Raw genomic sequence first — 26972 nt, 5'->3', positions numbered from 1 at the left:
GATCCGAGGAGCAGCCCTTCATGCAGATGTTCGCGATCGTCGTCTCGTTCGCCCTGACCGTCGCCGCGCTGGCGCTCCTGGTGCCGGCCGTACGACGGATGCTGCGCGTGATCCGCAGTGGTCAGCCCGACACCAGTCGCGGCGCGAACCCGGCGGGGCGCGCCGTCACGATGCTCAAGGAGACGTTCCTCCACACGCGGATGCTCCAGTGGCACTGGGTCGGCATCATGCACTGGTTCGTCTACGCCGCGTTCCTGTTCCTCAGCACGGCCGTGCTGGCGGCGTACTTCCAGCTCTTCTCGCCGTCGTTCGCCTGGCCGCTCGTCGGGCACTGGTATCCGTTCGAGTGGTTCAGCGAGCTCATCGGCCTGCTCAGCACCGTCGGCATCGTCTTCCTGATCGTCTACCGCCAGACGCACCACCCGCGCTCCGAGGGGCGCAGGAGCCGGTTCTTCGGCTCGAACTTCTGGCAGGCCTACTTCGTCGAGGCGCTGGCGCTGCTCGAGGGCGCCGCGATCCTGTTCGTGCGGGCCGCGGAGTGGAAGCTCGACGAGGACGCCGGTCGCTCGCACTACCCGATCGCCTCGTGGATCGGTGACGCGTTCTACTCCAACGACACCGCGACGCTCGAGAACACGATCTACGCGATCGCCGCCTTCAAGATCGCGCTGGCGATGATCTGGCTGATGGTGATCGCCCGCAACATCACCATGGGCATCGCGTGGCACCGCTTCACCGCCTGGTTCAACATCTTCTTCAAGCGCGAGTCCGACGGCAGCACCGCGCTCGGCGCCATGAAGCCGCTGACGTCGGCGGGCAAGCCCGTCACGCTCGACGACCTGGACGACCTCGACGAGGACTCGGTCCTCGGCGTCGGCAAGGCCGAGGACTTCTCGTGGAAGGGCATCCTCGACTTCACGACCTGCACCGAGTGCGGCCGCTGCCAGTCGCAGTGCCCGGCCTGGAACACCGAGAAGCCGCTGTCGCCCAAGTTGCTGATCACCGCGCTGCGCGACCACACGTACGCGAAGGCCGCCGGCGACGAGGCCCACACCGACCGGCAGCTGGTCGGCGTCGGCTCCAAGGGCGAGAGCGCCGGCGCGGGCGCCGACGTCCTCGACTACTTCTACAACCCCGCGGACGGCGACTTCGTCATCGACGCCGACGTCCTCTGGAGCTGTACGTCGTGCGGCGCCTGCGTCCAGCAGTGCCCCGTCGACATCGAGCACGTCGACCACATCATGGACATGCGCCGCCACCAGCTGCTGGTGGAGTCGAACTTCCCCGCCGAGCTCAACCAGCTCTTCAAGGGCCTGGAGAACAAGGGCAACCCGTGGAACATGTCGGGCACGGCCCGGATGGACTGGGCCAAGGGCCTCGAGTTCGACGTGCCGGTCGTCGGGGAGGACCTGGAGTCCCTCGAGTCGGTGGACTGGCTCTTCTGGGTCGGCTGCGCGGGCGCGTACGAGGACCGCGCGAAGAAGACGACCCGTGCGGTCGCCGAGCTGCTCAACATCGCCGGCATCTCCTTCGGCGTGCTCGGCAACGGCGAGACCTGCACCGGTGACCCGGCCCGTCGCGCCGGCAACGAGTTCGTGTTCCAGGGCCTGGCTCAGCAGAACGTCGAGACGTTCAAGGAGTACAAGGTCAAGAAGGTCGTCTCGACCTGCGCCCACTGCTTCAACACGCTCAAGAACGAGTACAGCTCCTTCGGCATCGAGCTCGAGGTCGTGCACCACACCCAGCTCCTCAACCGCCTCGTGCGCGAGGGCAAGCTGACGCCGGTCAAGGACGGCGCGGGCGCCGCGAAGCGCTCGATCACCTACCACGACCCGTGCTACCTGGGCCGCCACAACGAGGTCTACTCCCCGCCGCGCGAGCTGCTGCAAGTGCTGCCCGGCGCCGAGGTCATCGAGATGGAGCGCAACTCCGAGCGCTCGTTCTGCTGCGGCGCCGGCGGCGCGCGGATGTGGATGGAGGAGAACCTCGGCGAGCGGATCAACGTCAACCGCACCCGCGAGGCCGTCGGCACCGGCGCCGACCAGATCGCCGTCGGCTGCCCCTTCTGCCGCGTGATGCTCTCCGACGGGCTCACCGCGCAGCAGGCCGCGGGCGAGGCACGCGAGGAGGTCGAGGTCCTCGACGTCGCGCAGATGCTGCTCGCCTCGGTCAAGGGCGAGCAGGCGACCAAGGCCGCACCGGGCTCGTCGGCTGCTGCTCCTGCCGCTGCTCCTGCCGCTGCCGACACGGACGTCGCCACTAAGGACGAGCCCGAGGCCGGTGACGTCACGGTCACCGACGACACCGTCACCGACACCGCCGATGCCGGTCCCGCCGCGAAGGCTTCCGGCGGTACGTCGCTCTTCGACACTCCTGCGCCCGAGGCTGAGCCTGCGCCCGAGCCGGAGGCCGCACCCGCTGAGCCCGCCGCTGACGAGAAGCCCGCGTCGACCGACCTGGGTGGCGGCGGATCGCTCTTCGACCTCGTCCCGAGCGAGCCGGCCCCGAGCGAGCCCGAGGCGGCGCCCGCGTCCTCCACCGAGGAGCCGACCGAGAAGGCCCCTGCCGAGCCCGCAGCCGCGGAGAAGCCCGCAGCCAACCTCAGCAGCGGCGGATCGCTCTTCGACATCGCCGCCCCCGAGCCGAGCGAGCCGGCGGCCGTACAGGCAACTGAGCCCGAGCCGGAGCCCGTAACGAGTGACGAAGCGGCGGCCCCGGCGACCACAACGTCACACGTCCCCGAGGCCAGCAGCGGTACGACCTCGACGCCGGCCACCGACGTCGACCTGAGCAGCGGCGGCTCACTCTTCGACATCGAGGCCCCGGCCACGTCGACCGCCCAGCCGGAGCCCGAGCCGGAGCCTGAGCCTGAGCCCGAGCCCGAGCCCGCAACGAGTGACGAAGCGGCGGCCCCAACGACCACAACGTCACACGTCCCCGAGGCCAGCAGCGGTACGACCTCGACTCCGGCAACCGACGTCGATCTCACGAGCGTCGGATCGCTCTTCGACATCGAGGCCCCGGCCACATCGACCGCCGAGCCGACCCCTGCCGCCGAGCCCGAGCCGGAGCCCGAGGCCGCGGTGGGGGTTGAGTCTCCCAGCGACTCAACTCCAAGCGAGCCCGAGCCCGAGCCCGAGCCCGAGCCGGCCCCGGAGCCCGCCGACGTACCTGCCGCACCCAGCGCTCCCCCGAGCGGCGCGGACCTGAGTCGCGCGGCCCTGTTCGCCGACCCCGACGACACCGCGACGGATGAGCCGGAAGACGAGCCGGCGGCCGCGGCAGAGGACCCGGAGACGATCCTCGACTCCGACGACTCCGACGACTCCGACGACTCCGACACTGCGCCCGCCGAGTCCGCCGAGGGACCGAAGGGCGAGTCGGACGACGAGGACGACGACACCGAGGAGGAGCCGGCACCCAAGCCCGCACCGACCTCCGACGCTCCCGGCCACGCACCGCGTACGGACGTCGACATCAGCGGCTCGGGTTCCCTCTTCGACCTCTGACACCCAGGTAGTCCGCAGCAAAATGCTCGCGGACCGGCGCTCGCGACCAGAATTTTGATGCGGACTACCGGACGTTTCACCCTCGTGACACCAACATGACGGCACGCTGACGCCAGTTGACATCACCATGGTGTTGACATGACGTCACTGTGATGTCAGAGTGGTGCGCATGGACATCACCCCCTACGTCGACACCCTTCGCCGCGACCTGGTCGCCGCGGCCGAGGCGGGCAGCGACGAGCTGAAGCAGGCGGCCGAGCGGCTGTCGTACGCGCTCGACCCGAGCGCCCGCCTGGCGCTGATGGAGGCCATCTCCCACGCCGCGGCCGAGATCACCGCCGAGCTGCCGGACGGCAGCGTCGACGTACGCCTGGTGGGTCGCGAGCTCGACTTCGTGGTCGAGATCGCACCGCCCGCCGAGATGCCGGCGCCGCCCCCGCCGCCGGCGCCGCCGGCACCTCCCGAGGAGGAGGACGGCGACCTGGCGCGGGTCACCCTCCGGATCCCCGAAGCCGTCAAGGCGCGGGCCGAGGAGAAGGCCGCGGCCGCCGGGCAGAGCCTCAACACCTGGCTCGTCGCGATCGTGCGCAGCGCGACCAACGAGCACTCCATCAACATCGACGTCGACCTGAGCAGCGTCCCCTTCGTGGGCTACGACCCCTTCGCCGCCAACCGCAGACAGGGGCAGGGAAACCGCCGGATGACCGGCTGGCTCTGACCCGCCCCGGCCGCCCCTGAGCGGCCACCCACCGCCTCACCGCGGACCGGCACCGGCCGGCCCGTCGGACGAACACACCCTCAACCCGACCGGAGACCCCGATGAACAACCACCTCGACCTCACCTTCGACACCCCCGAGCCGATCGAGCTCCACGTCGAGAACGGCCGCGGCACCGTCGACGTGACCGCCACCGACACCATCGAGACGACCGTCCGCATATCCGGCGAGCGCGCCGAGGAGTTCGACGTCCGCGACCTCGGCGACAGGATCGCGATCATCGCCCCCAAGGGCTCGGGCGGATTCTTCGGCAAGACTCCCCGCCACGAGATCGTCGTGGAGGTCCCGGTCGCCAGTGCGCTGGTCGCCAAGGTCGGCAGCAGCGACGTCGCCACCCACGGCCGCTTCGCCGACACCCGGATCGACAGCGGCTCCGGCGACGTCTCGCTCGACGTGGTCGACGGTGACACCGTCGTGCAGTCGGGTTCGGGCGACCTCGCGGCCGAGCACCTCGCCGGCGACGCCCGCATCAAGTCGGGCTCGGGCGACATCCGCATCCGCCGCGCCGACTCCGGCCTCGTCGTCACGTCCGGCAGTGGCGACGTACGCGTCGACGCCGCGAGCGGCGAGGTGGCCGTCAAGACCGGATCGGGCGACGCCCAGATCGGCGCGGTCACCGGCGACGTCGTCTTCACGACCGGGTCGGGCGACCTCACGGTCGCCCAGGCCTCCGCAGGCCGGGTCACCGCCAAGACCGCGAGTGGCGACGTCAGCATCGGCGTCGCGTCGGGCACCCCGGTGTGGACCGACGTCCGAACCGCCAGCGGCCGCCTGTCCTCCAGCCTCCCGAGCACCGGCGAGCCCGCCGAAGGCCAGCCCTTCCTCGAGGTCCGCGCCACCACGGCCTCGGGCGACGTCACCCTCCACCAGAGCTGATCCGAACCTCACCGAAAGGAGCACGACCATGTACGACTCGTTCACCGACATCGAGCTGATCGCCCGTCACCGCATCGCCGAGCGCGTGCGCTACTCGCCCCGCGCGCCCAAGCGCCGCTGACCCGCAACCACGCACCAGCCCCACGCCCGGACCCTCCGTCCGGGCGTCAGGCCGTTCAGGACTTCATGGCCACACCGCGGCGCCAGTAGCCCATGAAGGCGACCTGGCGGCGGTCGAAGCCCAGATCGTTGACGAGATGGCGGCGCAGGCCGGTGACCACCTTCGACTCCCCCGCGATCCAGGCGTACGTCCCGCCCGCGCAAGCCGCCTCCGGACCTGGGGCACCGGGGACCTCCTCGCCCGAGGAGGAGTAGTACGGCGTCTCCCACAGGTCGGGGTCGACGTCGTCGGGCGCCACCTCGACCTCAGCACCGGGGATGCCGAGGTGCGCGACCACGGCGTCGCGCAGGCCCACGCCGAGCGGGTCGCCCTCGCGGGCGATCCACACGACCGCGACCCCGGCCGGACCGCGTACGTCCAGCACGTCGGCCGCGAGCGGCACCTCGAGGAACGCCCTCCCGCGGGCGTCGGCCGGCAGCTGCTCGAGCACCGTGCAGATCGCCGGGACGGCCGTCTCGTCGCCCACGAGCAGCAGGTCCGCACCGGGCGCAGGCGTGAACTCGATGCCGCCGTAGGGGAACCCGCGACGCGGCGCGAGCAGCACGATGCGGTCGCCCGGCTCCGCCCGCGAGGCCCACGTCGACCCCGGACCGACGAGGTCGCCCTCGAGGTGGAGCACCATGTCGACGACGAAGGTCGTCTGCTCGCCGGAGCCGCGGACGTCGCGGATCGTGTACGTCCGCATGCGGCCGCGCTCGGAGGCCGGACGCTCGACCCAAGTGGCCCACCAGGACTCGTCGGCGCCCTCGGTCGACGTGATCGCGCCGGTCGTGGGGTCGGGGAAGACCAGCTTGATCCGCTGGTCCCACCGGTCTCCGTCGACGCCGTAGTCGGCCAGATCAGCGCCGCCGAGCTCGACCCGGACGTACGTCGGGCTGAGCCGCTCGACCGAGACGACCTCGACGTCGGCGAGCAGCATCGGCAGGACGGCAGCGGTCACGGTCATCGGTTCTCCTGGGGATCGGGGGCGGGATCGGCGGCGGGGCGGTGGCGCCCGACGGGCACCACGAGCGGGGTGTGCGAGACGGGGTCGTCGATGACCCGGTTGTCGAGGCCGAAGACGGTCCGGACGACGTCCTCGGTCACCACCTGCCGTGGCGTGCCCTCCGCGACCACGCGGCCGGTGTGCAGCGCGACGAGGTGGTCGGCGTACCGCGCGGACAGGTTGAGGTCGTGGAGCACCATCACGATCGTGGTGCCGCGGCGCGCGTTGAGCTCGGCGAGGAGGTCGAGCATCTCGACCTGGTGGGCGACGTCGAGGTACGTCGTCGGCTCGTCGAGCAGGAGCAGGTCGGTGCCCTGGGCGAGCGCCATCGCGATCCACACGCGCTGGCGCTGTCCCCCGGACAGCTCGTCGACCACGCGGTCGGCCAGCTCGAGGGTGTCGGTGAGGGTCAGCGCCTCGGCGACGGCCCGTTCGTCCTCCGACGTCCATCGCCCGAAGGCCCCGTGGTGCGGGTGCCGGCCGCGGGCGACGAGGTCGGCGACGGTCACGCCCTCGGGCGCGATCGGGTTCTGCGGGAGCAGGCCGAGCGTGCGGGCGACCTGCTTGGTCGGGAGCCGGTGGATCGCCTCGCCGTCGAGCAGCACCGCCCCCGAGCGCGGCTTGAGCAGCCGCGCCAGTCCCCGGAGCAGCGTGGACTTGCCGCACGCGTTGGCGCCGACGACGACGGTGACCTTGCCGTGCGGGATCCGCAGGTCCAGGTCGCGTACGACGTCGGTGTCGGCGTAGCCCAGCGTCAGGGCGCTCGCCTCCAGGCGGGTGTCAATGGCAGTGGGTTGAGCTGTGACGGTCATGCCGCCCTCCTTGAGGTGTGGTCGCGGGCGAGCAGCCAGAGCAGGAACGGTGCGCCGAAGGCGCCGGTGACGACGCCCACCGGCAGGTTGAGGTCGGCGAACGCGTACGCCCCGGCGTAGTCGGCGACCAGCACGATGACCGCGCCGACGAGCCCGGCGCCGGCGAGCGTCGTACGTCCGCGGTTGAGGGCGCGCGCGATCGGGCCGGACAGGAAGGCGACGAAGGCCACCGGTCCGGCCGCGGCGACGCCGACGGCGACGAGGAGCACGCCGAGGAACATCAGCAGGTCGGTGCGGCGGCGCCCGACGCCCAGCCCGGCGGCGGTGTCGTCGCCGAGCTCGGTCGCGACGAGCGAGTGGGCGGCCCAGGCGGTGGCCGGCAGCAGGACGCCCAGGACCGCGGCGAGCAGGCCGATGGTCGCCCAGTCGACACCGTTGACGCTGCCGGTCAGCCAGCGCAGCACCAGCTGGACGTCCCACTCGTCGACGCGGGTGAAGACGTACTGGATGACCGACTGCATGGCGGCGGCGAGGCCGATGCCGGCGAGCACGAGGCGGAACCCGCCGTGGTCGCCGGCGACGGCGCGTACGGCGAGCGCGACGCCGACCGCACCGCCGATCGCGGCAAGCGACACCGACCAGCCGGACCATCCGCCCAGCGCGATCGCCGAGACCGCGGCAGCGCTGGCGCCGAGGCTCACGCCGACGATGTCGGGGCTGGCGAGCGGGTTGCGGAGCGTGGTCTGGAAGATCGCGCCGCCGACGCCGAAGGCGAGGCCGACGAGCACGGCGAGCACGGCCCGCGGGAGCTTGGACTCCATCACGATGTAGGTGGCGCCGGGGATCTTCTCGCCGCCGACGATGCGGACGAAGTCGGGGATGGTGACGGTGTAGTCGCCGAGCAGCACCCGCACCGCGAAGGCACCGACCACGGCGAGGGACAGCACGGCCAACAGCCGCCGACGGTGGCGCGCCGGGCCGCGGCGGGCACGGCGTACGACGTCACTGGCATCGCGGGACGCCGACCCCACGGGCCGTTCGAGGATCGCGGTCACATCGCCCTCCCGGTGCGCCGGATGAGCGCGATGAAGACCGGCACGCCGACGGCGGCCGCCATGATGCCGACCTGGACCTCCGAGGGCGGCAGCACGATCCGGCCGACGGTGTCGGCGACGACGACGAGGGCCGCGCCGGCGAGCATCGAGAACGGCAGCACCCGCGTGTGGTCGGGGCCGACGAGCGCGCGTACGACATGGGGCACGACGAGCCCGACGAAGGCGATCGGCCCGGCGAGCGCGGTGGCGGTGCCGGCGAGCAGGACGATGGCCAGGGCGATCACCAGCCGGTCGCGCGTCGTGCGGCGACCGAGGCCGCGGGCCAGGTCCTCGCCGAGGGCGAGGGTGTTGAGCAGGCGGGCGCCAGCAAGCGCGAGCAGCGCGCCGACGACGAGGAACGGCAGGCCGACGGCCAGGACGTCGAGGCCGCGGCCGCCGATCGTGCCGACCTGCCAGAAGCGGAAGGACTCCATCGTCTTGCGGTCGGCCAGCAGCAGCCCGGTGGTCCAGCTCGCGAGGCCGGCGCTCAGGGCGGCGCCGGTGATGGCGAGCTTCATCGGGGTGGCGCCGTCCCGGCCGACCGACGCGATGGCGTGGACGAGGACGGCAGCGGCCGCGGCACCGACGAAGGCCAGCGGCAGGAACTGGCCCAGCGCGTCGAGGCCGAACATCGTCATCCCGATGACCATCGCGAAGGTCGCGCCGGCATTGACGCCGAGGATCCCGGGGTCGGCGAGCGGGTTGCGGGTCAGGCCCTGCATGAGCGCCCCGGCCAGGCCGAGCGCAGCGCCGACCGCGAGGCCGAGGAGGGTGCGCTCGAAGCGGGCCTCGACGATCGCGCGGGCCGGGTGGCCCTCGTCCCACAGCGCGTCGAGCGGGACCGCGTTGGCGCCGACCAGCAGGGACAGCACGCCGGCACCGGCCAGCACCGCGACGGCGATCGCGGCGCTGGCCGGCAGGGCGGGACGACGTGCCGGCCCTCCCCCGTGGGGGCCGGTCACGTCCTCCCGGGTCGGGACAAGCGCGGTCATGCTCAGGCGCCCTCGAGCGCCTCGACGACGCGGGGCAGGAAGTCGCTGACGATCACCGGGATCGACAGGGGCGTCGGGTTGGTCGACGCCATCGCGTTGGCCTTGTCGGTCTCGGCGTACCAGTTGCCGTTGGCGATCGCGGGGATCTGGCCCAGCAGCTTGTCGCCGGCGATCGTCTCGACGCTGTCCGGCGAGTCCACCCAGGTCAGGAAGACGTCGGAGTCGAGGTCGGCGGACTTCTCCGCGGAGACCGTGCCGTAGAACTCGCCGGGCTTGATCGCGTCGGCCACCGCCGGTGCGTCGACCATCCCGAAGTCGCGCAGGATCGAGACCCGCGGGTCCTCCGGGGCGTACATCCCGACGATGGACAGGTCGGTCGCGGCGAGGTAGCCGTAGATGAGCTCGGCGCCCTGGAGCTCGGGGTTGTCCGCCTTGGCCTCCTCGATCGTCGCCTCGGTGTCGGCCTCGACCTTGTCGGCCAGTGCGGTGCGGCCCAGCGCCTCGCCGACCATCTCGAGCGACGTCTTCCAGTCGGTGGTCCACGGAGCCTCGGGGTAGGCCACGACCGGCGCGATCTTGGAGAGCTTGGCGTACTCCGCCTCGGTGATGCCCGAGTTGGTCGCCAGGATCAGGTCGGGCGCGAGCTCGGCGACCTCGTCGATCGGCGCACCGTCGGCGTCGTCGTAGCGCACGGGCGCCTCGGCCCCGGCCTCCTCGACGGCCGCGTCGAACCACGCGGTCGACCCGGCCTCGGTGCCGCCCCACGTGATCTTGGTGGCGCCGACCGGCACGACCCCGAGCGACAGCGCATGGTCCTGGTCGGTCCAGCCCAGCGTCGCGACGCGCATCGGCTCCGACTCGATCGTCGTCTCACCGAGCGCGTGCTCGATGGTGACGGGGAACGCGTCGGCGTCGGCGGTGGTCGTCGCCGTCGGCTCGGCGGCGGTGCCGGTGTCGCTGGTGGACCCGGTGCTGCAGCCCGCGAGGGCGACGGCGAGGACGGTGGCCAGGGTGACCGGCCCGGCGAGGGTGCGCTTCATCAGAACTCCGTGTCGATCTAGGTGAGGGTGACCTAACTAAGGTCACCCTAACCACGACTCGGAGCATTAACGCAACGCGGGTGTGCCGTAAAGCAATTGTGGGGCCAGCGATGTGGACGCCCACCCTCTCGCCAGTCCGCTCAGATCGGCGTGCGGTGGAAGCCCTGGAACGAGCGGCTCGGGGTGGGACCGCGTTGGCCCTGGTAGCGCGAGCCGTACTTCGCCGAGCCGTAGGGGTGCTCGCTGGGCGAGGAGAGCCGGAAGAAGCAGAACTGGCCGATCTTCATGCCGGGGTAGAGCTTGATCGGCAGGGTCGCGACGTTGGCCAGCTCGAGGGTGACGTGACCGGAGAAGCCGGGATCGACGAAGCCGGCGGTCGCGTGGGTCAGCAGGCCGAGCCGGCCGAGCGACGACTTGCCCTCGACCCGCGCGGCGATGTCGTCGGGCAGCGACACGACCTCGTACGTCGAACCGAGCACGAACTCACCCGGGTGCAGGATGAACGGCTCGTCGCCCTCCGGCTCGACCTCGCGGGTGAGCTCGGACTGGTCGGCCATGGGGTCGATGTGCGGGTAGCGGTGGTTCTCGAAGACCCGGAAGAACCGGTCGAGGCGTACGTCGACGCTCGAGGGCTGCATCATCTGCGGGTCCCACGGCTCGAGGGCGATCCGCCCGGCGTCGATCTCGGCGGTGATGTCGCGGTCGGAGAGCAGCACGGCAGCAACCTAGCCTCCGTTTTCCGCGCTGGGGAGCCGGTGACCACAATGGACAGGTGACCTTCCACCGCTACGTCGCCCTCGGCGACTCCTTCACCGAGGGTGTCGGCGACCCCGACCCCTCGCGCGCCAACGGCCTGCGCGGCTGGGCCGACCGCGTCGCCGAGGTCCTCGCGACGCAGACCGACGACTTCGGCTACGCCAACCTCGCCGTCCGCGGTCGCAAGCTCGGTCCGATCGTCGCCGAGCAGCTCGACGCGACCGTGGCCCTCGAGCCCGACCTGGTCACGATCCACGGCGGCGGCAACGACGTGCTCCGCCCCCGCGTCGACCTCGACGCCCTCGCAGCGACGTACGACGACGCGATCGCGCGGCTGGCCGCGACCGGGGCACGAGTCGTGATGTTCACGATCTTCGACCCGGGCGGGCGCGGGATCTACGGGCCCGTACGCGGCCGGATGGCGATCTTCAACGAGTGGGTCCGCGAGATCGCCGACCGGCACGACGCGACGATCGTCGACATGTGGCGGATGCGCGACATCGAGATCGCCGGCGTGATGGACACCGACCGGATGCACCTCAACCACCACGGCCACACCCACATGGCCCGTGCCGTCCTCGACGCTCTCGGGGTCGAGCACGCGCTCGAGCCCGTCACCGTCGAGCCCCTCCCCGTGCTCGCGCGGCGTCAGCAGTGGACCGCAAACGTCCAGTGGACGCGGGAGTTCCTCGTGCCCTGGGTGCACCGCCGGCTCACCGGCCGTTCGTCCGGCGACACCGTCCAGGCGAAGCATCCCGGCCTTTCCAGCGTGCAGTCGAGGGTCAGGTAGCATTCCTCCGCCGTCCCCGGACGGCACTGCGGATGTAGCTCAGTTGGTAGAGCGCGACCTTCCCAAGGTCGATGTCGCGAGTTCGAATCTCGTCATCCGCTCCAACTCATTGAGTGGCGCAGAGCGCGACGCTCTGCCCACCGTCGATGTCGCGAGTTCGAATCTCGTCATCCGCTCCATTTTTTCTCCGCAGTTGAGTGCGCACTCCTGTGGCGACTACTGCCGCGAGCGCACTCGACGCGGAGCGCGATGGAACGCGTGGGGCACTTGCGTCGCGTGGGACCAGAGAGGACAGTGAGGCGTCCGCGTCATCGGATCGAAGGTCTTCCCCATGCCTGCTCCTGCCCGCCTCCTCCCCCGACTCATCCCCCCACTCCTGGCCCACCGGATCGCCCACCGCATCGCGTCCGAGGACGCGACGCGCCCGCTCTGGCGACACCCGGTGACGATCGCTGCGGCCGCGCTCGCGCTCACCCTCGGCGCCGTACCGCTGCTGCCCGACGGCGACGACCAGCAGGGCGAGATCGCTCCGAGCGGCGAGACGACCGCCGGCCCCAGAGGTGCGGTCGGAACGGGTGAGGTGACGCCCGAGATGCAGGCCGAGATCGAGCGCGTGCTGGCCGAGGGCCGGACGCTCGACCGGGCCGACGGGCGTACGGCGACCGCGCGGGCCTCGGTCCGCTGCGCGACCTTCGACGGCCAGCGCTACTGCCTCGGGTTCGGCTGGACCAACCAGTCGCGCGAGGCGCTGGCCGCCCGGCTCGAGACGCGACCGACCTTCGGCGGGACGAACGAGCGCACCGGCGACCTCGACGCGGAGGGCGTCCTGGCGCGCAACAGCGCCCGCAGCGCCACGGCCCGCACCGACGCCGAGCGCGCGGAGCTGACCATGGCTGCACAGTCGGTCGGCAAGGTGTGGATGCTTCGCCACGAGATCCAGGGCGTCGAGCTGCCGGCGGACTTCGCGGAGAAGCACCCCGAGGTGAGCACCGGCGTCGACGCGCGCGGCGGGTTCGGTGAGTCGTACCCGACGAAGGCCAAGATCTTCACCAGCAAGGTGGCCCGGGCGCAGAACCAGACCTACTGGTGCGGCCCGGCGACGATGCAGGCCATCGGCTGGAGCTCGCAGGGGAAGCGGAAGACCCAGGCCTACTGGGCCCGCCGCCTCGGCACGTCCAGCGCCGGCACCGCGATCAGCGACATGGTGCGCGTGCTCAACAACAAGACGGACTACGACAAGAAGAAGCACGCCGGCCCGTACATCGTCCTCGACATCAGCGACTTCACCTTCAAGCAGTGGTACCGCCTGATGATGCGCCACGTCCACGACTACCAGGCGCCCGTCGTCCTCCACCCCGTGCTGCTCAAGCAGTACTACCCCTACCTCGACGACGACGCGAGCGGCCACTTCCAGGTCGGCCGCGGCTACGACCAGGACCCCGACGGCAACCGCAAGATCGGCTACTTCGAGCCGTGGGACCAGTCGAAGTTCGACCCGAGCGAGCCCGCCATCGAGCGCGTGCAGTGGCGCAACGCCTACAAGGCCTACCGCGCCAACCTCGACCACTTCCAGCACAACATCGGCGTCTGACGTGTGGGTCCGTACGACGATCGCGCTGGCGCTGCTCGTCGCGCTGATCGGCTGCGGCACCGACGACGACGCCCCGGCGCCCGGCACCGACGAGCAGTCGAGCAGCACGAGCGAGCCCACGACCGAGCCCTCCGCCGAGCCGACGAGCGCGGGCGACACCGGCGGAACGATCGACGCGCCGACAGTCGTCGAGCCCACGCCGGCCCTGCTGGACTGGCAGGACAGCGGCCTCGAGGCCGGCACCCGTTACGTCCGTGGCCCGGAGTTCGAGGCGATCGTGAGCGACGGCAACGGCAACGGCAGCATCGAGATCACCACGGGCGGTCCGACCAAGGTGATCTCCGCTGGAGCTGGGCGCACGATCTCCGAGGTCCTGATGAGCGAGCGGTGGGCCGTCGTCGTCCGGCAGGACAAGGCGGAGACCAAGCCGAGCTCGGCGGACGTCGTCGAGCTCGCCACCGGGGTGATGGGCGTGGCCAACGGCCCGCCTCCGGCGAGCGGCGGCTCCTGGGTGCTCACCGACGGCGACCTCTACTACCCGTCGTACGGCGTCGACCGGAAGTACTGCCTGGCCACCAGCGCACTCGACGACAAGAACGGCGAGGACGGGTGGTGCGCCCCGGACGGCACGGGCTTCTCCGGGCTCACTGCGAGCGAGCGCGGCGTCGGCATGATGACCTTCGACGATGCTCGCCCGGTCGCGTGCCGCACCCTCAACGTCCTCGACGGCAGCGGTCTGCCTCAACCGGTCGAAGGGCCCGCCGACTGCATCGGCTGGGACGTCGCCGCCACGGCAAACGGCGCCGTCTGGTCAGAGGTGCCACGGCCTCGCCGTCAGGAGGAGGCAGTGTTCAGAGCCTCGGCCGACGGCACGTTCTTCGACCTCGGCCCCGGCACCACCGGCACCGCCCTCCCCTGCGGCGACTCGGTCTTCTTCGTCCGCGACCCGCAAGGCCCCGACGAGCCGGCCCGACTCATGAGGTGGACCCCGGACCACACCCTCGAGGTCGCCTACGAGTCCACCTCGGTGGGCAACGCGTTCCTCGGCGAACCCGCCTGCGGTGGCGGCGTACTCACGCTCTCGTCGTTCGGGGAGAAGGGCGACGAGCTGGTGTGGGCCGAGGTCGACTGACCCGAGCGCGCACGCGCAGCCCACAGCAGCGCGACTCCGGAGAGCGTGAAGAGGACCGGCGGGAGGGCGTCTGCCCAGGCCGGAACGTCACCCGGGAAGAAGAACTGCTCCCCCAGCTCCGTGGTGATCGCCAGCCCGAGGAGCACGGCGAACACCAGGTGGGCGGTGCTTCCGCGCAGGGGCCAGAGGACCGCGAGCGCGAGCATCAAGCCGACGGGAAGCAGCAGGAAGAAGTCGCCCATGACGAGCTCGACGAGGGCAGGGACGATGGCCAGCAGGAGGCCGCCGACGTACGCGCAGAAGATGGCCCAGCGGGGCGCGGAGGTCAGGTCGGATCGCATGCCTCCATGCTCCGAGCGGACGGAGGACCGCGACACCTGCTCGGGTCGGGAGGATTGCCTACCTGAGTAGGGGACACACGGGCTCCACCGTCCCTACCGTGGTGTCGTGCCCCTCTTCGACAAGGCGCTCGCCCTCGTCTTCGCCGCGCTCGCGTTCGTCGAGACGCTCGGCGCGGACGGCGGGCATCCGCTCTCGTTCGACCTCACGCGAGCCGGGCTCGCTGCGGCAACGGTCGCGACGCGGGCCGGTCGACGCACGTGGCCGAGCCTGATGGCACTGGGGTTCGCGGCCGGCATGACGATCGAGTCCCTCGTGACCGAGTCGCCCGATCAGATGGCGGTGCTGTTCGCCGCGATGATCGCCTCGTACTCGGTCGCCGCGCACGCCGCCTCGACCGAGGCCGCGCTGGGCATCGGGCTGCTCGGCATCGCCGTCTCGGTGGCGATCGCCGTGGACCCCAGCGACGACCTGTCCAACATCCCGCCGACGCTCGCCCTCTTCGTGCTGCTGCCCGGTGCCTTCGGGTTCGCTTGGGCCCGCCGCAGTCGTGACGTCGACGACCTGGCCGCGCGCGTGAGCGCCGCCGAGGACGCCCTGGCCGAGGAGCGGCAGGGCAAGCAGCGTCGGCCGGTCGCGGCCATGCCGCTCACCGAGCGCCAGCACGACGTGGTGCTGCTCGTGGCCCGCGGCTTCTCCAACAAGGAGATTGCCGCCGCGCTCCACTTGTCCGAGAACACCGTCAAGGGCTACGTCAGCGACATCCTCACGCTGCACGACCTCCGGGACCGGACGCAGCTCGTCATCCGCGCCTACGACACCGGGCTGGTCGCCCCACCCGAACCACGGGCCTGAACGCCGTACGCCGGTGGGCTAGCGTCGCCGGGTGAGCTTCACCGGATTCCCCGTCGCCGCGCTCGACTTCTACGACGACCTCGAGATGGACAACACCAAGTCGTTCTGGGAGGCCCACAAGGCCGTCTGGAAGGAGTCGGTGGAGGCGCCGATGAAGGCGCTCATCGCCGCGCTCGAGCCCGAGTTCGGGCCGGCCAAGGTGTTCCGGCCCTACCGCGACGTCCGCTTCGCCAAGGACAAGACGCCCTACAAGACCCACCAGGGCGCGTACGTCGGCGCCGGGCCGTCGACCGGCTGGTACGTCGAGATCTCCGCGCGTGGCACGCGGGTCGGCGCCGGCTTCTACGACGCCGACGGCCCGCGGCTGGCCGCGATCCGCGAGGCGATGGCCGACGAGAAGTCCGGCAAGGCGCTCGAGCGGCTGCTCAAGCGGCTCGAGAAGGACGGCTTCGAGATCGGCGGCGACCGGCTCAAGACGTCGCCGCGCGGCTACGACGCCGACCACCCGAGGATCGAGCTGCTCCGGCGCAAGCAGCTCATCGCCAACAAGTCCTACGGCTTCGAGGCCGACGCGATCGACGCCGGACTCCTGGACCGTGTCCGCGAGGACTGGAAGACCCTGCGTCCGCTGGTCAGCTGGCTGCGGGCCGTCCCGGTCGACTGACCCTGCTCAGGCGTACCAGGCGGTGCTGGTCGCAAGTGCCTGCATCTCGTCCATCGTGAGCACCGGCTCGTCGGCGACCACCTCGCCCTGCTTCTCGTCGGTCGTGTTCCGCGCGATGACGCTGATCTGCCAACCGTCGTACGTCGCCAGGGTGAGCGAGCGCTCGAGGAAGGTCTCCGGCACGCCGGTCCCTCCGCCCGGGCGTACCTCCTCGCGCAGCAGGCGCGATCCGTCGGGCAGCGTGGTGCAGTCAGGCTCCACCTCGGGCTCGCAGATGTGGCTCGGCGGCAGCGGCTGACCGCCGTCCTCGACGACCTGAGGGTTGTTGTACCACCGGATCCAGAAGGAGACCTGGGCCCCGTCGACGCTCGCGTAGTAGAGCCGCGCACGGTCCTTGCCGGACTCGTCGATCGTGACGGCGTCGACCCGGGAGGCGCCTGTGAGGGTCAGCAGCGTGTCCGACATGTCCTGCGGCAACACGAGGGTGCGCAGCTCGTCGGCGGGCGGCGCCCGGTCGGGATCGGGTGCCGGGGTCGGCGACGGCGCCTCGGTGGCGGAAGCGCCCTCCGTGCCGATCCCGGGGTCGCGCGCACTGTCGGCACCGCCCAGATGGGGTACGACGACCGCCAGTCCGCCGACGACGCCGATCACGGCGAGCGAGGCGACCGTCGTACCGATCCGGGCGCGGCGCTGGCGCGAGCGGCCGCGGGAGATGCCGCCGCGGACGAGGCGGTCGACGTCGGGGGTGAGGTCGTCACTGGCACGGCGGAGCAGGTCGGTGACGCCGGAGTCATGGGGTGACATGGAATCCTCCTCAGGTTTCCAGCAGGTCGCGGAGGGACGGACCCAGCACGGCGCGGAGTCGGTCGAGCGCACGGATCGTGCGGTTGCGGACGGCACCGGGACTGACGCCGAGCGCGTCAGCGGTGTCGGCCACGGAGACGTCCTCGAGGTAGCGCAGGACCAGGACGGCCCGGTCCATCGGCGCGAGCTCGTCGAGCGCCTCCCGCAACGCGAGTCGGGTGGCGGCGTCTCCACCCGTCTCGACCGTCTCGGGCAGGTGCTCGCTCGGGGTCTCGTGGTTGCTGCGTCGGCGCTGCGCACTGATGTAGGTGCGGGCCAGCGTCGTGTGGGCGTACGCGACCGGGTGCTCGATCGGTGCGCCCAGTCGGCGGTGCCACCGGACGTACACCTTGGCCAGCGTCTCCTGGACGAGGTCCTCGGCCCGGTGGGCCTCGCCGCACATCAGCCACGCCGCGCGGTAGAGCTGAGGCGTCCGCGCGACGGCGAACTCCTCGAACTCCTCGCTCGTACGGGGCATGTCTCTCCCTGGGTGTGGTTCGGCGTCATGAGGGAGACGCGCGGGACCGCCACGACGTCACACCAGACCAGGTAAAGACTCTGCCTGTTCGACCCGGCGACGACCCGCGTTCACGCCCGCGACGCCCGGGCGCGCGAGGCTGGCGCCATGGCCAAGAGACTGTTCCTGCTCCACATCGGCCCCGACGCCGCGGAAGTCCCGGCGATGCGCGACGCACTCGCGCTCGGCCGGATCGCCGTACCCGACGCCGACCCCGAGGTCTTCGACCACGCGGGCATCGAGATCCGGCGTACGCACAAGGCCGAGGGCCTCAAGCGCAAGCAGGTGGAGGGCGCGTGGGCGATGGTGTGCCGCCGCGCGCACAAGGCCAAGTCCGACTGCTTCGTGAGCATGCCGGCGTTCTTCGACGCGACGTCCGAGCAGGCCGCCCTCGCGCTCGACGGCCTCGCCGGGTTCAAGGTCGTCCTCGTCGTCACCAGCGGCTTCGCCGTCCCGCCACCGGCGGCGTGGCTGTCACTGGTCAAGGCCGACCGCGTCCACGTGCTGCCCGACAACCTCCCCGACGAGATGCTCGCCGCGCAGGTCGCACGCATCGCGCTGATCGAGGAGGAGGCGCGCCTCGACAAGCGGCTCGCCAAGATCTCCCGCCGCCGCAAGCAGGTCAACAAGCGCCTGGCCGCCTAGGCCCGGCGGTCGTGCCGCACGTCAGTGCGGCTGCCAGGCGTCCTCGTCCTCGGTGAGGGCGGCGACGCCCTCCGGCAGCTTGCCGTCGGCCAGGTCCTGGATGCTGACCTGCTCGAAGACCATCCGCAGCGAGCTGCGCGCCGCGATCCACACGTGCTGCAGCACTTGGGCGGAGTCGTCGTACGCCACCGCCTCTGGACGGAGGCCGTAGACCGACACCAGCGGGCCGTCGACCGCGCGGATCACGTCGGCGACCGTGACCGAGCGCGGCTCGCGCGCGAACCGCCAGCCACCCGACTGGCCGCGCTGCGACACCACGATGTCCGCGCGGCGTAGGTCGGCGAGGATGGCCTGGAGGAAGCCGTGCGGGATCCCCTGCGCCTTGCCGAGCTGCTCGGCGCTGACGGCCGTGCCGTCGGTGCGCACCGCGATCTCGATCAGGGCCCGGAGGGCATAGTCGGCTTTGGCGGAGACGCGCATAGGCGCAGTTTGTCAGATATGTCGGCCAACACAGTGGTTGTTGCGCCGTACGTCGGGTGAAGGTGTCGTACGCCCGGCGTCAGACGGGGGCCGACTCCAGCTCGGGCTCGTCAGCAGCGACGCTCCGGGAGAGGCGCTCCTGCTTGACGGCCCAGACGATGCCGGTGATCCAGAGGACGAAGATCGTCGCGGCGGCGACGGCGACGCCGACCCCGGGAACACCGACGGCCTCGAGCAGCGTCTTGGAGTTCGTCAGGATGATCAGGCCACCGGCAGCGGTGCCCAGGACGCGGGCGGCGAGGTGCCTGACCAGCCACGCGGCGATCGGCGCGGCGATGACACCGCCGGCGAGCAGCGCGCCGGCGTAGCCCCAGTTGATGCCCTCGGCGCCGAGGCCGATCAGGAAGCCGAGCGAACCGCCGACGGCCACGACGAACTCCGAGGTGTCGATCGAGCCGACCACCTTGCGGGGCTCGAGACGGCCGCTGGAGAGCAGCGAGGTGGTGCCGACCGGGCCCCACCCGCCGCCGCCGACGGCGTCGAGCGTGCCGGCGACCAGGCCCATCGGCGCGAGGAACATCGCGGAGGGGTGCCCCTTGAAGGTCGGTCGGGCGCCACCGAGGCGCAGGAAGCGGTAGACGACGTAGATGCCCAGGCTCATCAGGATCACGGCGACGACCGGCTTGGCGATCGCGGCATCCATGTTCGACAGGAGCGTCGCGCCGAGGAAGGCGCCGACGAAGCCGGGCACCGCGAGGATCGAGACGGTGCGCCAGTCGACGTTGCCGAGCTTGTGGTGCGAGGCGCCGGAGACCAGCGAGGTGCCGATCTCTGAGAAGTGCACGGCGGCCGAGGCGGCGGCCGGGGCCACGCCGGCGGCCAGCAGGAGGGTGGAGGACGTGACGCCGTAGGCCATGCCCAGGGAGCCGTCGATGAGCTGGGCGATGAGGCCCACGACTCCGAGAACGATGAGCTTGCGCATGTGCGGGCCCCTTTCAGGATCTGGACAGGTCTAAGTCGAGCAACTTCGTTTGTTGGGTGAAAGGCTAGACATACATGCCCTGATAGCCAAATCCGATCACCACCTCGGCGAGCCATGCCTGTGATCGGCGACATCCGCCGTTCGTGTTGCGCGACGGCTGGACGCGAGGCATCATTAAGTTACTGGCGAGTAGGCGCTGCCTCCCGCCCCCAGACCGCGACACGGAACAGGTGGAAGCTGTGAGCCACTACAAGACCAACCTCCGCGACATCGAGTTCAACCTCTTCGAGGTGCTCGGCCGCGACGACGTGCTCGGCTCCGGGCCCTTCGGCGAGATCGACGGCGAGAGCGCGCGCGAGATCCTGCGCGAGGTCGAGCGCCTCTCCCGCGAGGACATCGCCTCGTCGTACGAGGAAAGCGACCGCAACCCGCCGGTCTTCGACCCCGCGACGCACACCGCGCCCGTGCCGGCGTCGTTCAAGGCCAGCTACCAGGCCTGGATGGACTCCGAGTTCTGGCGCCTGCAGGTCTTCGAGGAGATGGGCGGCACCCCCGCCCCGTCGTCCCTCATCTGGGCCATCGGCGAGATGGTGCTCGGCGCCAACGCCCCGGTGTGGATGTACGCCGCCGGGCCGGCGTTCGCCAACGTGGTCCACCGCAACGGCAACGAGCGCGACAAGGCCGTCGCCCAGTACATGGTCGACCGCCAGTGGGGCTGCACGATGGTGCTCACCGAGCCCGACGCCGGCTCCGACGTGGGCGCCGGCCGCGCCAAGGCGGTCGCCAACGACGACGGCACCTGGAACATCACCGGGGTCAAGCGCTTCATCACCAGCGCGACGCACGACATGAGCGAGAACATCATGCACCTCGTGCTCGCCCGCCCCGAGGGCGTGGACGGCGCCGGCGGCCCCGGCACCAAGGGCCTCTCCCTCTTCTGGATGCCCGAGCACCACTTCGACCTCGAGACCGGCGAGCTGACCGGCGAGCGCAACGGCGTGTACGTCACCAACGTCGAGCACAAGATGGGCATCAAGGTCTCCAACACCTGCGAGGTCACCTTCGGCGACCCGCAGGTCGGCGGCGGCGAGGCCGCCAAGGGCTGGCTGCTCGGCGAGGTGCACGACGGCATCGCCCAGATGTTTCAGGTCATCGAGAACGCCCGGATGATGGTCGGCACCAAGGCCATCGCCACCCTCTCGACCGGCTACCTCAACGCGCTCGAGTACGCCAAGGAGCGCGTGCAGGGTGCCGACCTCACGCAGGCCGCCGACAAGACCGCGCCCCGCGTGACGATCACCCACCACCCCGACGTACGCCGCTCGCTGATGACGCAGAAGTCGTTCGCCGAGGCGATGCGCGCGCTGGTGCTCTACACCGCCACCTGGCAGGACCAGGTCATGGTCGCCGAGCACGCGGGCACCCCCGACTCCGACGAGGCCCGCCTCGCCGCTGCGGTCAACGACCTGCTGCTCCCGATCGTGAAGGGCTACGGCTCCGAGCGCTCGTGGGTCCTGCTCGGCACCGAGTCGCTGCAGACCTTCGGCGGCTCCGGCTTCCTGCAGGAGTACCCGATCGAGCAGTACGTCCGCGACGCCAAGATCGACACCCTCTACGAGGGCACGACCGCGATCCAGGGCCAGGACTTCTTCTTCCGCAAGATCGTCAAGGACCAGGGCAAGGCGCTCGGCCACCTGGCGAAGGAGATCGAGGGCTTCATCGCCTCCGAGGCCGGCAACGGTCGCCTCAAGAACGAGCGGGCCCTGCTCGCCACCGCGCTCGAGGACGCCAACGCGATCGTCGGGCACATGATCAACGACCTGATGTCGTCGGCCGACGAGCTGCGCAACATCTACAAGGTCGGGCTCAACACCTCGCGCCTGCTGATGGCGCTCGGCGACGTCGTCTGCGGGTGGCTGCTGCTGCGCCAGGCCGAGGTCGCGCTGACCAAGCTCGGCGGCGACGTGTCCGCGAAGGACAAGGCGTTCTACGACGGCAAGGTCGCGGCCGCGCAGTTCTTCGCCCAGACCAACCTGCCGAAGATCACCGCCGAGCGCGCCATCGCCGAGGGCATCGACCTCGACCTGATGGACCTCGACGAGGCCTCCTTCTGACCGTCTGATCCACCACCGAGCGGTGGTCCAGCCACATTTCCCGACCGGGGAGTGTGGGTGGGCCACCGCTCGTGCGTGGGGCCAGCGAACAGAGCGATGACAGGTGTCATGGCGAGGTCGTGACACACGCCTGAGGCCAAGCGGGGCATACGCCGACACGCTCGGGTCATGATCGACACCAGCACCCCAGCCGTACGAGCCACCGGCCTCCGCAAGTCCTTCCGCACCGCCACCGGCGAGAACGTGGTGGCGGTCGACGATGTCGACCTGACCATCCGACCCGGCGAGATCGTCGCGTTCCTCGGCCCCAACGGCGCCGGCAAGACCACGACGGTCGACATGCTGCTCGGGCTGACCCGCCCCGACGCCGGCACTGTGGAGGTGTACGGCATGGCGCCCGCCGAGGCGGTCCGCGCGGGCCGGGTCTCGGCCGTGATGCAGACCGGCGGGCTGCTCAACGACTTCACGGTCGCCGAGACGGTCCGGGCCATCGCGGCACTCCACGGCCGTACCGACCGCGTCGACGTCGTCCTCGAGCGGGCCAACCTGACCGCACTGGCCGGGCGCCGGGTCGAGGCGTGCTCGGGCGGCGAGCAGCAGCGGCTGAAGTTCGCCCTCGCCCTGATCCCCGACCCCGACCTGGTGATCCTCGACGAGCCCACGACTGGCATGGACGTCGGTGCCAGGCAGGAGTTCTGGCAGACCATGCGCGCCGACGCAGCACTCGGTCGCACGATCGTCTTCGCCACCCACTACCTCGCCGAGGCCGACGAGTTCGCCGAGCGGACGGTCCTGATGAACCACGGCCGCATCGTCCACGACGCACCGACCACCGACGTGCGGGCGGCGTACGGAGGACGCACAGTCACCTTCCGCCCACCGGCCGAGGTCGTCGGCACCGACGGCATCGACGCCGCCTGGCTCGACCGGGTCCGCGACGCGCTCGCGCCTCTCGGTGTCACCGACCTCGAGGTCTCGGCCGCCAGCCTCGAGGCCGCCTTCCTCGCCCTGACCGCCGAGATCCCCGTCGACGCCATCCTCGAAGGAGCCTCCCGATGACCACCCTCAGCCACGCAACGACGAGCAGCACGACCGGCGCCCGCCCCCTCCCGCGCCCGGCCATGGCGACGTACGCCCGGCTCGACCTGCGCCGCCAGCTGCGCGACCGGATCGGGATGTTCTTCATCGTCGGCCTGCCGACGTTCATGTACCTCGTCTTCGGCCTCGGCTCCGACGACGCCGTCGGCAGCGGCAACGTCGCGATGTACGTGATGATCTCGATGGCCGCGTACGGCGCCGTCACCGCCACCACCGGGGTCGCCGGGAGTGCCGCGATGGAGCAGGTGATGGGGTGGGGCCGCCAGCTCGGGCTGACGCCGATGCGGCCGCTGGCGTTCGTCGCCGCGAAGGCAGCAGTCGCGATGACCGTCGCCGCAATGCCGGTCGCGCTGATCTTCGGGATCGGCGCCGCCACCGGAGCGCGCGGCAGCTGGTCGGACTGGGTGCTCGCCGCCGTCATCGTCTGGCTCGGCTCGGCACTCTTCGCGATCTACGGCCTGGCGATCTGCCTCGCCTTCCGCGGCACCAACGCCCCCGGCATCGCGTCCGGACTGATCGTGGTGATGGCCTTCCTCGGCAACGTCTTCACGCCGATGAGCGGCTTCATGCTCGACCTCGGCCGGCTGACCCCGCTCTACGGCTACGCCGCGCTGGCCCGCTTCCCGCTGACCGACGGGTGGCTGCCGGTGGCCGGACGCGACCCGCTGTGGCTCCCGGTCGCTAACGTGCTCGCGTGGACCGTGATCTTCTCCCTGCTGGCGATCTGGGGCGTACGCCGCAGCCGGGCGCGCACGTGAGCGCCCACGCGCGCCCGGAGCCGGAGCCGCTCCCCGCGAACCCGTGGGTCAAGTGGGGCTGGGCGTTCGCCTCGATCTGGCTGGTCTTCCTGGTCTACCCGGTCATCGCCGTCCTCGACGCCGACGTGCCCGCCGCGGTCAAGGCGCTGTCCCTGTTGTGCATCCTCGGCTTCGCGGTGTCCAACGTCCTGGGCTACGCGCGGCGCGGCAACGCCTGGCTGTTCCTCGGCCTGATGCTCGTCCTCGCACTGGCGACGCTGCCGGTGATCGGCATCGGCGTCATCTCCTACACCCCCTACCTCGCGATGCTCTCGGCCCTCGAGCTGCCCAGCCCCGGCTGGAAGTGGGCCGTCGCGTTCTGGGCCGCCGTACCGCTGCTGTCGCTGCTCAGCATCGACGGCTTCCCGCCCTACCTCTTCCTCATGCTCTGGCCGATCATGCTCGGCGGCGTGATGCTGCGGATCTTCGGCGAGCGCGAGCACCTCGCCCACGAGGCGCAGGGCGCGTACGCCCTGGTCGCCGAGCGCGAACGCGTCGCCCGGGACGTGCACGACGTCCTCGGCCACTCGCTGACCGCCCTGTCGGTCAAGGCCGAGCTCGCCGCCCGGCTCATCGACATCGACCCCGCGCGGGCCAAGGAGGAGCTGGAGTCCATCCAGGCCACCGCCCGCCAGGCGCTGGCGGAGGTGCGCGCCACGGTCGGCGGCCTACGGGCCGGCAACCTCGAGGCCGAGCTCCCCGCGGCGCCGCTCGTCCTGGCCGACGCCGGGATCTCCGCGAGCGTCGTCGGCACGGTCGCCGACACCGATCCGCGACACCGGGCGCTGATGGCCTGGGTGCTGCGCGAGTCGGTCACCAACGTCGTACGCCATGCGCGGGCGGACGCCGTCGTGATCGAGCTCGGCACCGACGGCATCACCGTCACCGACGACGGCGAGGGCTGCTCCGGCGCCGAGGGCAACGGGCTGCGCGGCATGCGCGAGCGGGTCGCGGGCGCCGGCGGCACGCTCGAGGTCACCCCGGCGACACCGGGCACCCGCGTCCGGGTGGCGCTCCCGTGATCCGGCTGCTGCTGGCCGACGACCAGGCCCTCGTCCGCGGTGCGCTGGCAGCGCTCCTCGACCTCGAGACCGACCTCGAGGTCGTCGCCCAGGTGGGCCGCGGCGACGAGGTGGTCGCGGCCGCGCGCGAGTCGGGCGCCGAGGTGTGCCTGCTCGACATCGAGATGCCGGGGCTCACTGGCATCGAGGCCGCCGCTGCCGTACGCCGCGAGCTGCCGGGCGTCAGGTCCCTGATCGTGACGACCTTCGGCCGGCCGGGCTACGTCCGCCGCGCCATCGAGGCGGGCGCCTCCGGCTTCGTTTAAGGACACGCCCGCCCGGCAGCTGGCCGACGCCGTACGCCGGGTCCACGCCGGGCTGCGGGTCATCGACCCGGACCTCGCCGCGGAGTCGCTGATCGACGGCCCGAGCCCGCTGACCGGTCGCGAGAGCGAGCTGCTGACGCACGCCCTCGACGGATCGCCGGTGGCCGCGATCGCCGCGCGCGTGCACCTCTCGGAGGGCACCGTGCGCAACCACCTGTCCGCCGCGATCGGCAAGACCGGCGCGACGACGCGCAGCGAGGCGGCCCGGATCGCGCAGGAGCGCGGCTGGTTGTGAGCCGGCCTCAGCGCTCGACGGCCAGGTAGCGGACGTCGACGGTCCACGTGCGGACGTCGACCGCGTCGTCGCCGGTTGTCGCGAACTGCCACAGCGCGGCAGGGTCGCGCTGGAGCACGCGGTAGTCACCGCCCTCCGGTGCCAGGCCGTCACCCCACAGGGGGTCGGGTGCCCAGGCGGACTGGCCAGAGACGCCGAAGACGTTCGCGCTCGTCAGGGTCGACCCGACGACCGGTCCGTACACCTTCAACGTCCCGATGTCGGTCTCCCCGGCCGTCGTTGGCGCACCGGCGAAGGCCACCCGGACCGCATCGAGCCCGCGTACGCCGGTCGCCTCGGGGACCTCCAGGTAGTGCAGGGACCGGGCGGTCACCTCCCGGCAGTCGGGTCGGCTCGGCCCGGAGCGATAGCTGAGCCCGCCGGGGAAGATCGCACTGGGCACCACCGACCCGCAGTCGGCCCCGTCGGCGCACTTGTACTCGTCGGGGTAGAAGTCGCACGACTCGACCGCCGACGCAGCAACACCGACCTCCTCGGTCTTCTCCTTCCACACGAGCCGGTCCCGCGAGACGAAGAGACTCAGGGTCTCCGAGCTGCCCCTGTTCCCCGCGCGGTCGCGCCCCTCGACCACGCCCGTGTAGCGGCCTGGCGGGAGCGGCCTCCCACCTCGGCGGCCGGTCCACTCAACCGTGCGGCCCCGTGCCTTGAGCTCCTCCAGGCCGCCGTCGCCGTCCGGGAGGTAGCCGAGGCTGGACTCCTCGACCACCCGGTTGGCGTCGACCTCCCGCACGACGCGCCCCGCGCTGTTGCGGATCACCAGGCTCAGCCTCGTCACCGCGTGCTCGTCGATGCGCGCGCGGAGCGGCAGGGAGTCGCGCACGGCGGTGGACCGCGGGAAGACGCGATAGGTCGCCTTCCCCTCCGCGACGCCGAAGGTCGGCGCACTCAGCGAGGGGTCGAACTCGGTGTCGATGTGGACGACGTCCATGAGCGGTGCTCCGCGCGGGATCCGGGTGTCCGCCCAGACCGCGCGCACCTCGACGACGTACGGCCCGTCGCGAAGCCGCTTCCCACGATCGGACCGGCCGTCCCATGTCCAAGTCGTCACCCCGGCCGATTGCCTGAGCAGGATCGCGGTGGTGCGCACGACCCCTCGCCCGTAGTAGTGGGCGATCTCGACGACGACCTTGGCGGCATCGCGCGGCAGCATGATGCGCACCGGGATCTCGTCCTTCACCCCGTCACCGTCGGGCGAGAAGGACTCGGGAGCCACGACCGCGAACTCGGCCGGCGCCGCAGTCCCCGCAGTCGCGGGCGGCGCACTGCTCAGCGTGGCGGCGACGACTGCCGCGGCGAGCAGGAACGCGAGATGACGTCGTGGCACCGGAGACCCCCCGTGGAGCAGTGGCGCTCGATGCGCCGCTCACGACCATAGACTCTGCCCGCGGCCGAGGAGTTGCGCCGCCGGGCCGACTACTCCG

Annotated in this window: 24 protein-coding genes, 1 tRNA gene and 1 pseudogene; 15 read left to right on the top strand and 11 right to left on the bottom strand. The window is 71.4% G+C overall.

The features are described from left to right. The first annotated feature begins 20 nt into the window (after positions 1-20). From EUA94_RS14790 to EUA94_RS14780, 3 genes are all read left to right on the top strand, one after another. Positions 21-3509: a (Fe-S)-binding protein gene (locus EUA94_RS14790; RefSeq protein WP_129427655.1), complete on the top strand. Its 3489-nt coding sequence runs from the start codon at positions 21-23 to the stop codon at positions 3507-3509. Positions 3510-3678: 169 nt separating this feature from the next. Next, positions 3679-4227, top strand: a complete 549-nt coding sequence (locus EUA94_RS14785) for a toxin-antitoxin system HicB family antitoxin (RefSeq protein WP_129427654.1) — start codon at positions 3679-3681, stop codon at positions 4225-4227. Between the two features lie 101 nt (positions 4228-4328). Continuing rightward, entirely contained in the window at positions 4329-5162 is an 834-nt protein-coding gene (locus EUA94_RS14780) for a DUF4097 family beta strand repeat-containing protein (RefSeq protein ID WP_129427653.1), read from the top strand. 176 nt (positions 5163-5338) lie between these two features. Here EUA94_RS14780 and EUA94_RS14775 read toward each other — a convergent pair whose 3' ends face one another. The 6 genes from EUA94_RS14775 to dcd all read right to left on the bottom strand — a co-directional run bounded on the left by EUA94_RS14775 (position 5339) and on the right by dcd (position 10982). Further along, positions 5339-6289 carry a siderophore-interacting protein gene (locus tag EUA94_RS14775; RefSeq protein ID WP_129427652.1) on the bottom strand — a complete coding sequence of 317 codons (951 nt, stop codon included), beginning with the start codon at positions 6287-6289 and terminating at the stop codon, positions 5339-5341. Further along, the gene (locus EUA94_RS14770) at positions 6286-7140 is read right to left on the bottom strand and encodes an ABC transporter ATP-binding protein (RefSeq protein WP_129427651.1); all 855 of its coding nucleotides are present in this window, start codon (positions 7138-7140) and stop codon (positions 6286-6288) included. The genes EUA94_RS14775 and EUA94_RS14770 overlap by 4 nt, the downstream gene beginning before the upstream one ends. Beyond that, positions 7137-8195, bottom strand: a complete 1059-nt coding sequence (locus EUA94_RS14765; protein ID WP_242494893.1) for a FecCD family ABC transporter permease — start codon at positions 8193-8195, stop codon at positions 7137-7139. Before EUA94_RS14765 ends, EUA94_RS14770 begins: the two co-directional genes overlap by 4 nt. Beyond that, a complete protein-coding gene (locus EUA94_RS14760) occupies positions 8192-9226 on the bottom strand; it encodes a FecCD family ABC transporter permease (protein ID WP_129427650.1) in 1035 nt (344 codons plus the stop codon). The genes EUA94_RS14765 and EUA94_RS14760 overlap by 4 nt, the downstream gene beginning before the upstream one ends. Positions 9227-9228: 2 nt before the next feature. After that, the gene (locus EUA94_RS14755) at positions 9229-10266 is read right to left on the bottom strand and encodes an ABC transporter substrate-binding protein (RefSeq protein ID WP_129427649.1); all 1038 of its coding nucleotides are present in this window, start codon (positions 10264-10266) and stop codon (positions 9229-9231) included. Positions 10267-10406: 140 nt separating this feature from the next. Next, entirely contained in the window at positions 10407-10982 is a 576-nt protein-coding gene (gene dcd, locus EUA94_RS14750; protein WP_129427648.1) for a dCTP deaminase, read from the bottom strand. A 56-nt stretch (positions 10983-11038) separates the two neighbouring features. Here dcd and EUA94_RS14745 point away from each other — a divergent pair, with 56 nt between their 5' ends. The 6 genes from EUA94_RS14745 to EUA94_RS14720 all read left to right on the top strand — a co-directional run bounded on the left by EUA94_RS14745 (position 11039) and on the right by EUA94_RS14720 (position 16393). Continuing rightward, complete coding sequence (locus tag EUA94_RS14745) at positions 11039-11812, top strand: SGNH/GDSL hydrolase family protein (RefSeq protein WP_129427647.1); 774 nt, start codon at positions 11039-11041, stop codon at positions 11810-11812. 28 nt (positions 11813-11840) lie between these two features. Beyond that, positions 11841-11916 (top strand) — tRNA-Gly (locus tag EUA94_RS14740). A gap of 227 nt (positions 11917-12143) precedes the next feature. Beyond that, on the top strand, positions 12144-13403 hold the full coding sequence (locus EUA94_RS14735) for a C39 family peptidase (RefSeq protein WP_129427646.1): 1260 nt from the start codon (positions 12144-12146) through the stop codon (positions 13401-13403). 1 nt (position 13404) lies between these two features. After that, positions 13405-14535, top strand: coding sequence for a hypothetical protein (locus EUA94_RS14730; protein WP_129427645.1), 1131 nt, complete (start codon positions 13405-13407; stop codon positions 14533-14535). 447 nt (positions 14536-14982) lie between these two features. After that, on the top strand, positions 14983-15729 hold the full coding sequence (locus EUA94_RS14725) for a helix-turn-helix transcriptional regulator (RefSeq protein ID WP_242494892.1): 747 nt from the start codon (positions 14983-14985) through the stop codon (positions 15727-15729). 31 nt (positions 15730-15760) lie between these two features. Beyond that, positions 15761-16393 carry a DUF2461 domain-containing protein gene (locus tag EUA94_RS14720; RefSeq protein WP_129427644.1) on the top strand — a complete coding sequence of 211 codons (633 nt, stop codon included), beginning with the start codon at positions 15761-15763 and terminating at the stop codon, positions 16391-16393. A gap of 6 nt (positions 16394-16399) precedes the next feature. Here the strand turns inward: EUA94_RS14720 and EUA94_RS22170 are convergent, their stop codons facing one another. Then, positions 16400-17197, bottom strand: coding sequence for a hypothetical protein (locus EUA94_RS22170; protein ID WP_165356907.1), 798 nt, complete (start codon positions 17195-17197; stop codon positions 16400-16402). Between the two features lie 10 nt (positions 17198-17207). Continuing rightward, the gene (locus EUA94_RS14710; RefSeq protein WP_129427643.1) at positions 17208-17714 is read right to left on the bottom strand and encodes a SigE family RNA polymerase sigma factor; all 507 of its coding nucleotides are present in this window, start codon (positions 17712-17714) and stop codon (positions 17208-17210) included. Positions 17715-17861: 147 nt separating this feature from the next. Here EUA94_RS14710 and EUA94_RS14705 point away from each other — a divergent pair, with 147 nt between their 5' ends. Then, positions 17862-18398 carry a hypothetical protein gene (locus tag EUA94_RS14705; RefSeq protein ID WP_129427642.1) on the top strand — a complete coding sequence of 179 codons (537 nt, stop codon included), beginning with the start codon at positions 17862-17864 and terminating at the stop codon, positions 18396-18398. A gap of 21 nt (positions 18399-18419) precedes the next feature. Here the strand turns inward: EUA94_RS14705 and EUA94_RS14700 are convergent, their stop codons facing one another. Continuing rightward, entirely contained in the window at positions 18420-18878 is a 459-nt protein-coding gene (locus tag EUA94_RS14700; protein ID WP_129427641.1) for an RrF2 family transcriptional regulator, read from the bottom strand. A 79-nt stretch (positions 18879-18957) separates the two neighbouring features. Beyond that, a complete protein-coding gene (locus EUA94_RS14695; protein ID WP_129427640.1) occupies positions 18958-19860 on the bottom strand; it encodes a sulfite exporter TauE/SafE family protein in 903 nt (300 codons plus the stop codon). Between the two features lie 239 nt (positions 19861-20099). On the opposite strand from EUA94_RS14695, the gene EUA94_RS14690 reads away from it, so the two are divergent. From EUA94_RS14690 to EUA94_RS14670, 5 genes and pseudogenes are all read left to right on the top strand, one after another. Continuing rightward, positions 20100-21974 carry an acyl-CoA dehydrogenase gene (locus EUA94_RS14690; protein ID WP_129427639.1) on the top strand — a complete coding sequence of 625 codons (1875 nt, stop codon included), beginning with the start codon at positions 20100-20102 and terminating at the stop codon, positions 21972-21974. A 168-nt stretch (positions 21975-22142) separates the two neighbouring features. Continuing rightward, on the top strand, positions 22143-23033 hold the full coding sequence (locus EUA94_RS14685; protein WP_129427638.1) for an ABC transporter ATP-binding protein: 891 nt from the start codon (positions 22143-22145) through the stop codon (positions 23031-23033). Next, positions 23030-23830 (top strand): ABC transporter permease, encoded by an 801-nt coding sequence (locus EUA94_RS14680; RefSeq protein WP_242494891.1) that lies wholly within the window; start codon positions 23030-23032, stop codon positions 23828-23830. The genes EUA94_RS14685 and EUA94_RS14680 overlap by 4 nt, the downstream gene beginning before the upstream one ends. Continuing rightward, on the top strand, positions 23767-24891 hold the full coding sequence (locus EUA94_RS14675) for a sensor histidine kinase (RefSeq protein WP_129427637.1): 1125 nt from the start codon (positions 23767-23769) through the stop codon (positions 24889-24891). The genes EUA94_RS14680 and EUA94_RS14675 overlap by 64 nt, the downstream gene beginning before the upstream one ends. Further along, a pseudogene (locus EUA94_RS14670) lies at positions 24888-25491 on the top strand (response regulator). The gene EUA94_RS14675 and the pseudogene EUA94_RS14670 overlap by 4 nt, the downstream one beginning before the upstream one ends. A 7-nt stretch (positions 25492-25498) precedes the next feature. On the opposite strand, the gene EUA94_RS14665 reads toward EUA94_RS14670, so the two are convergent. Beyond that, positions 25499-26875 (bottom strand): FlgD immunoglobulin-like domain containing protein, encoded by a 1377-nt coding sequence (locus EUA94_RS14665; protein ID WP_129427636.1) that lies wholly within the window; start codon positions 26873-26875, stop codon positions 25499-25501. Between the last annotated feature and the right edge of the window lie 97 nt (positions 26876-26972).

Source organism: Nocardioides zhouii (genome assembly GCF_004137345.1).
Lineage (GTDB): Bacteria > Actinomycetota > Actinomycetes > Propionibacteriales > Nocardioidaceae > Nocardioides > Nocardioides zhouii.
This window is presented reverse-complemented; position numbering and strand designations above follow the sequence as displayed.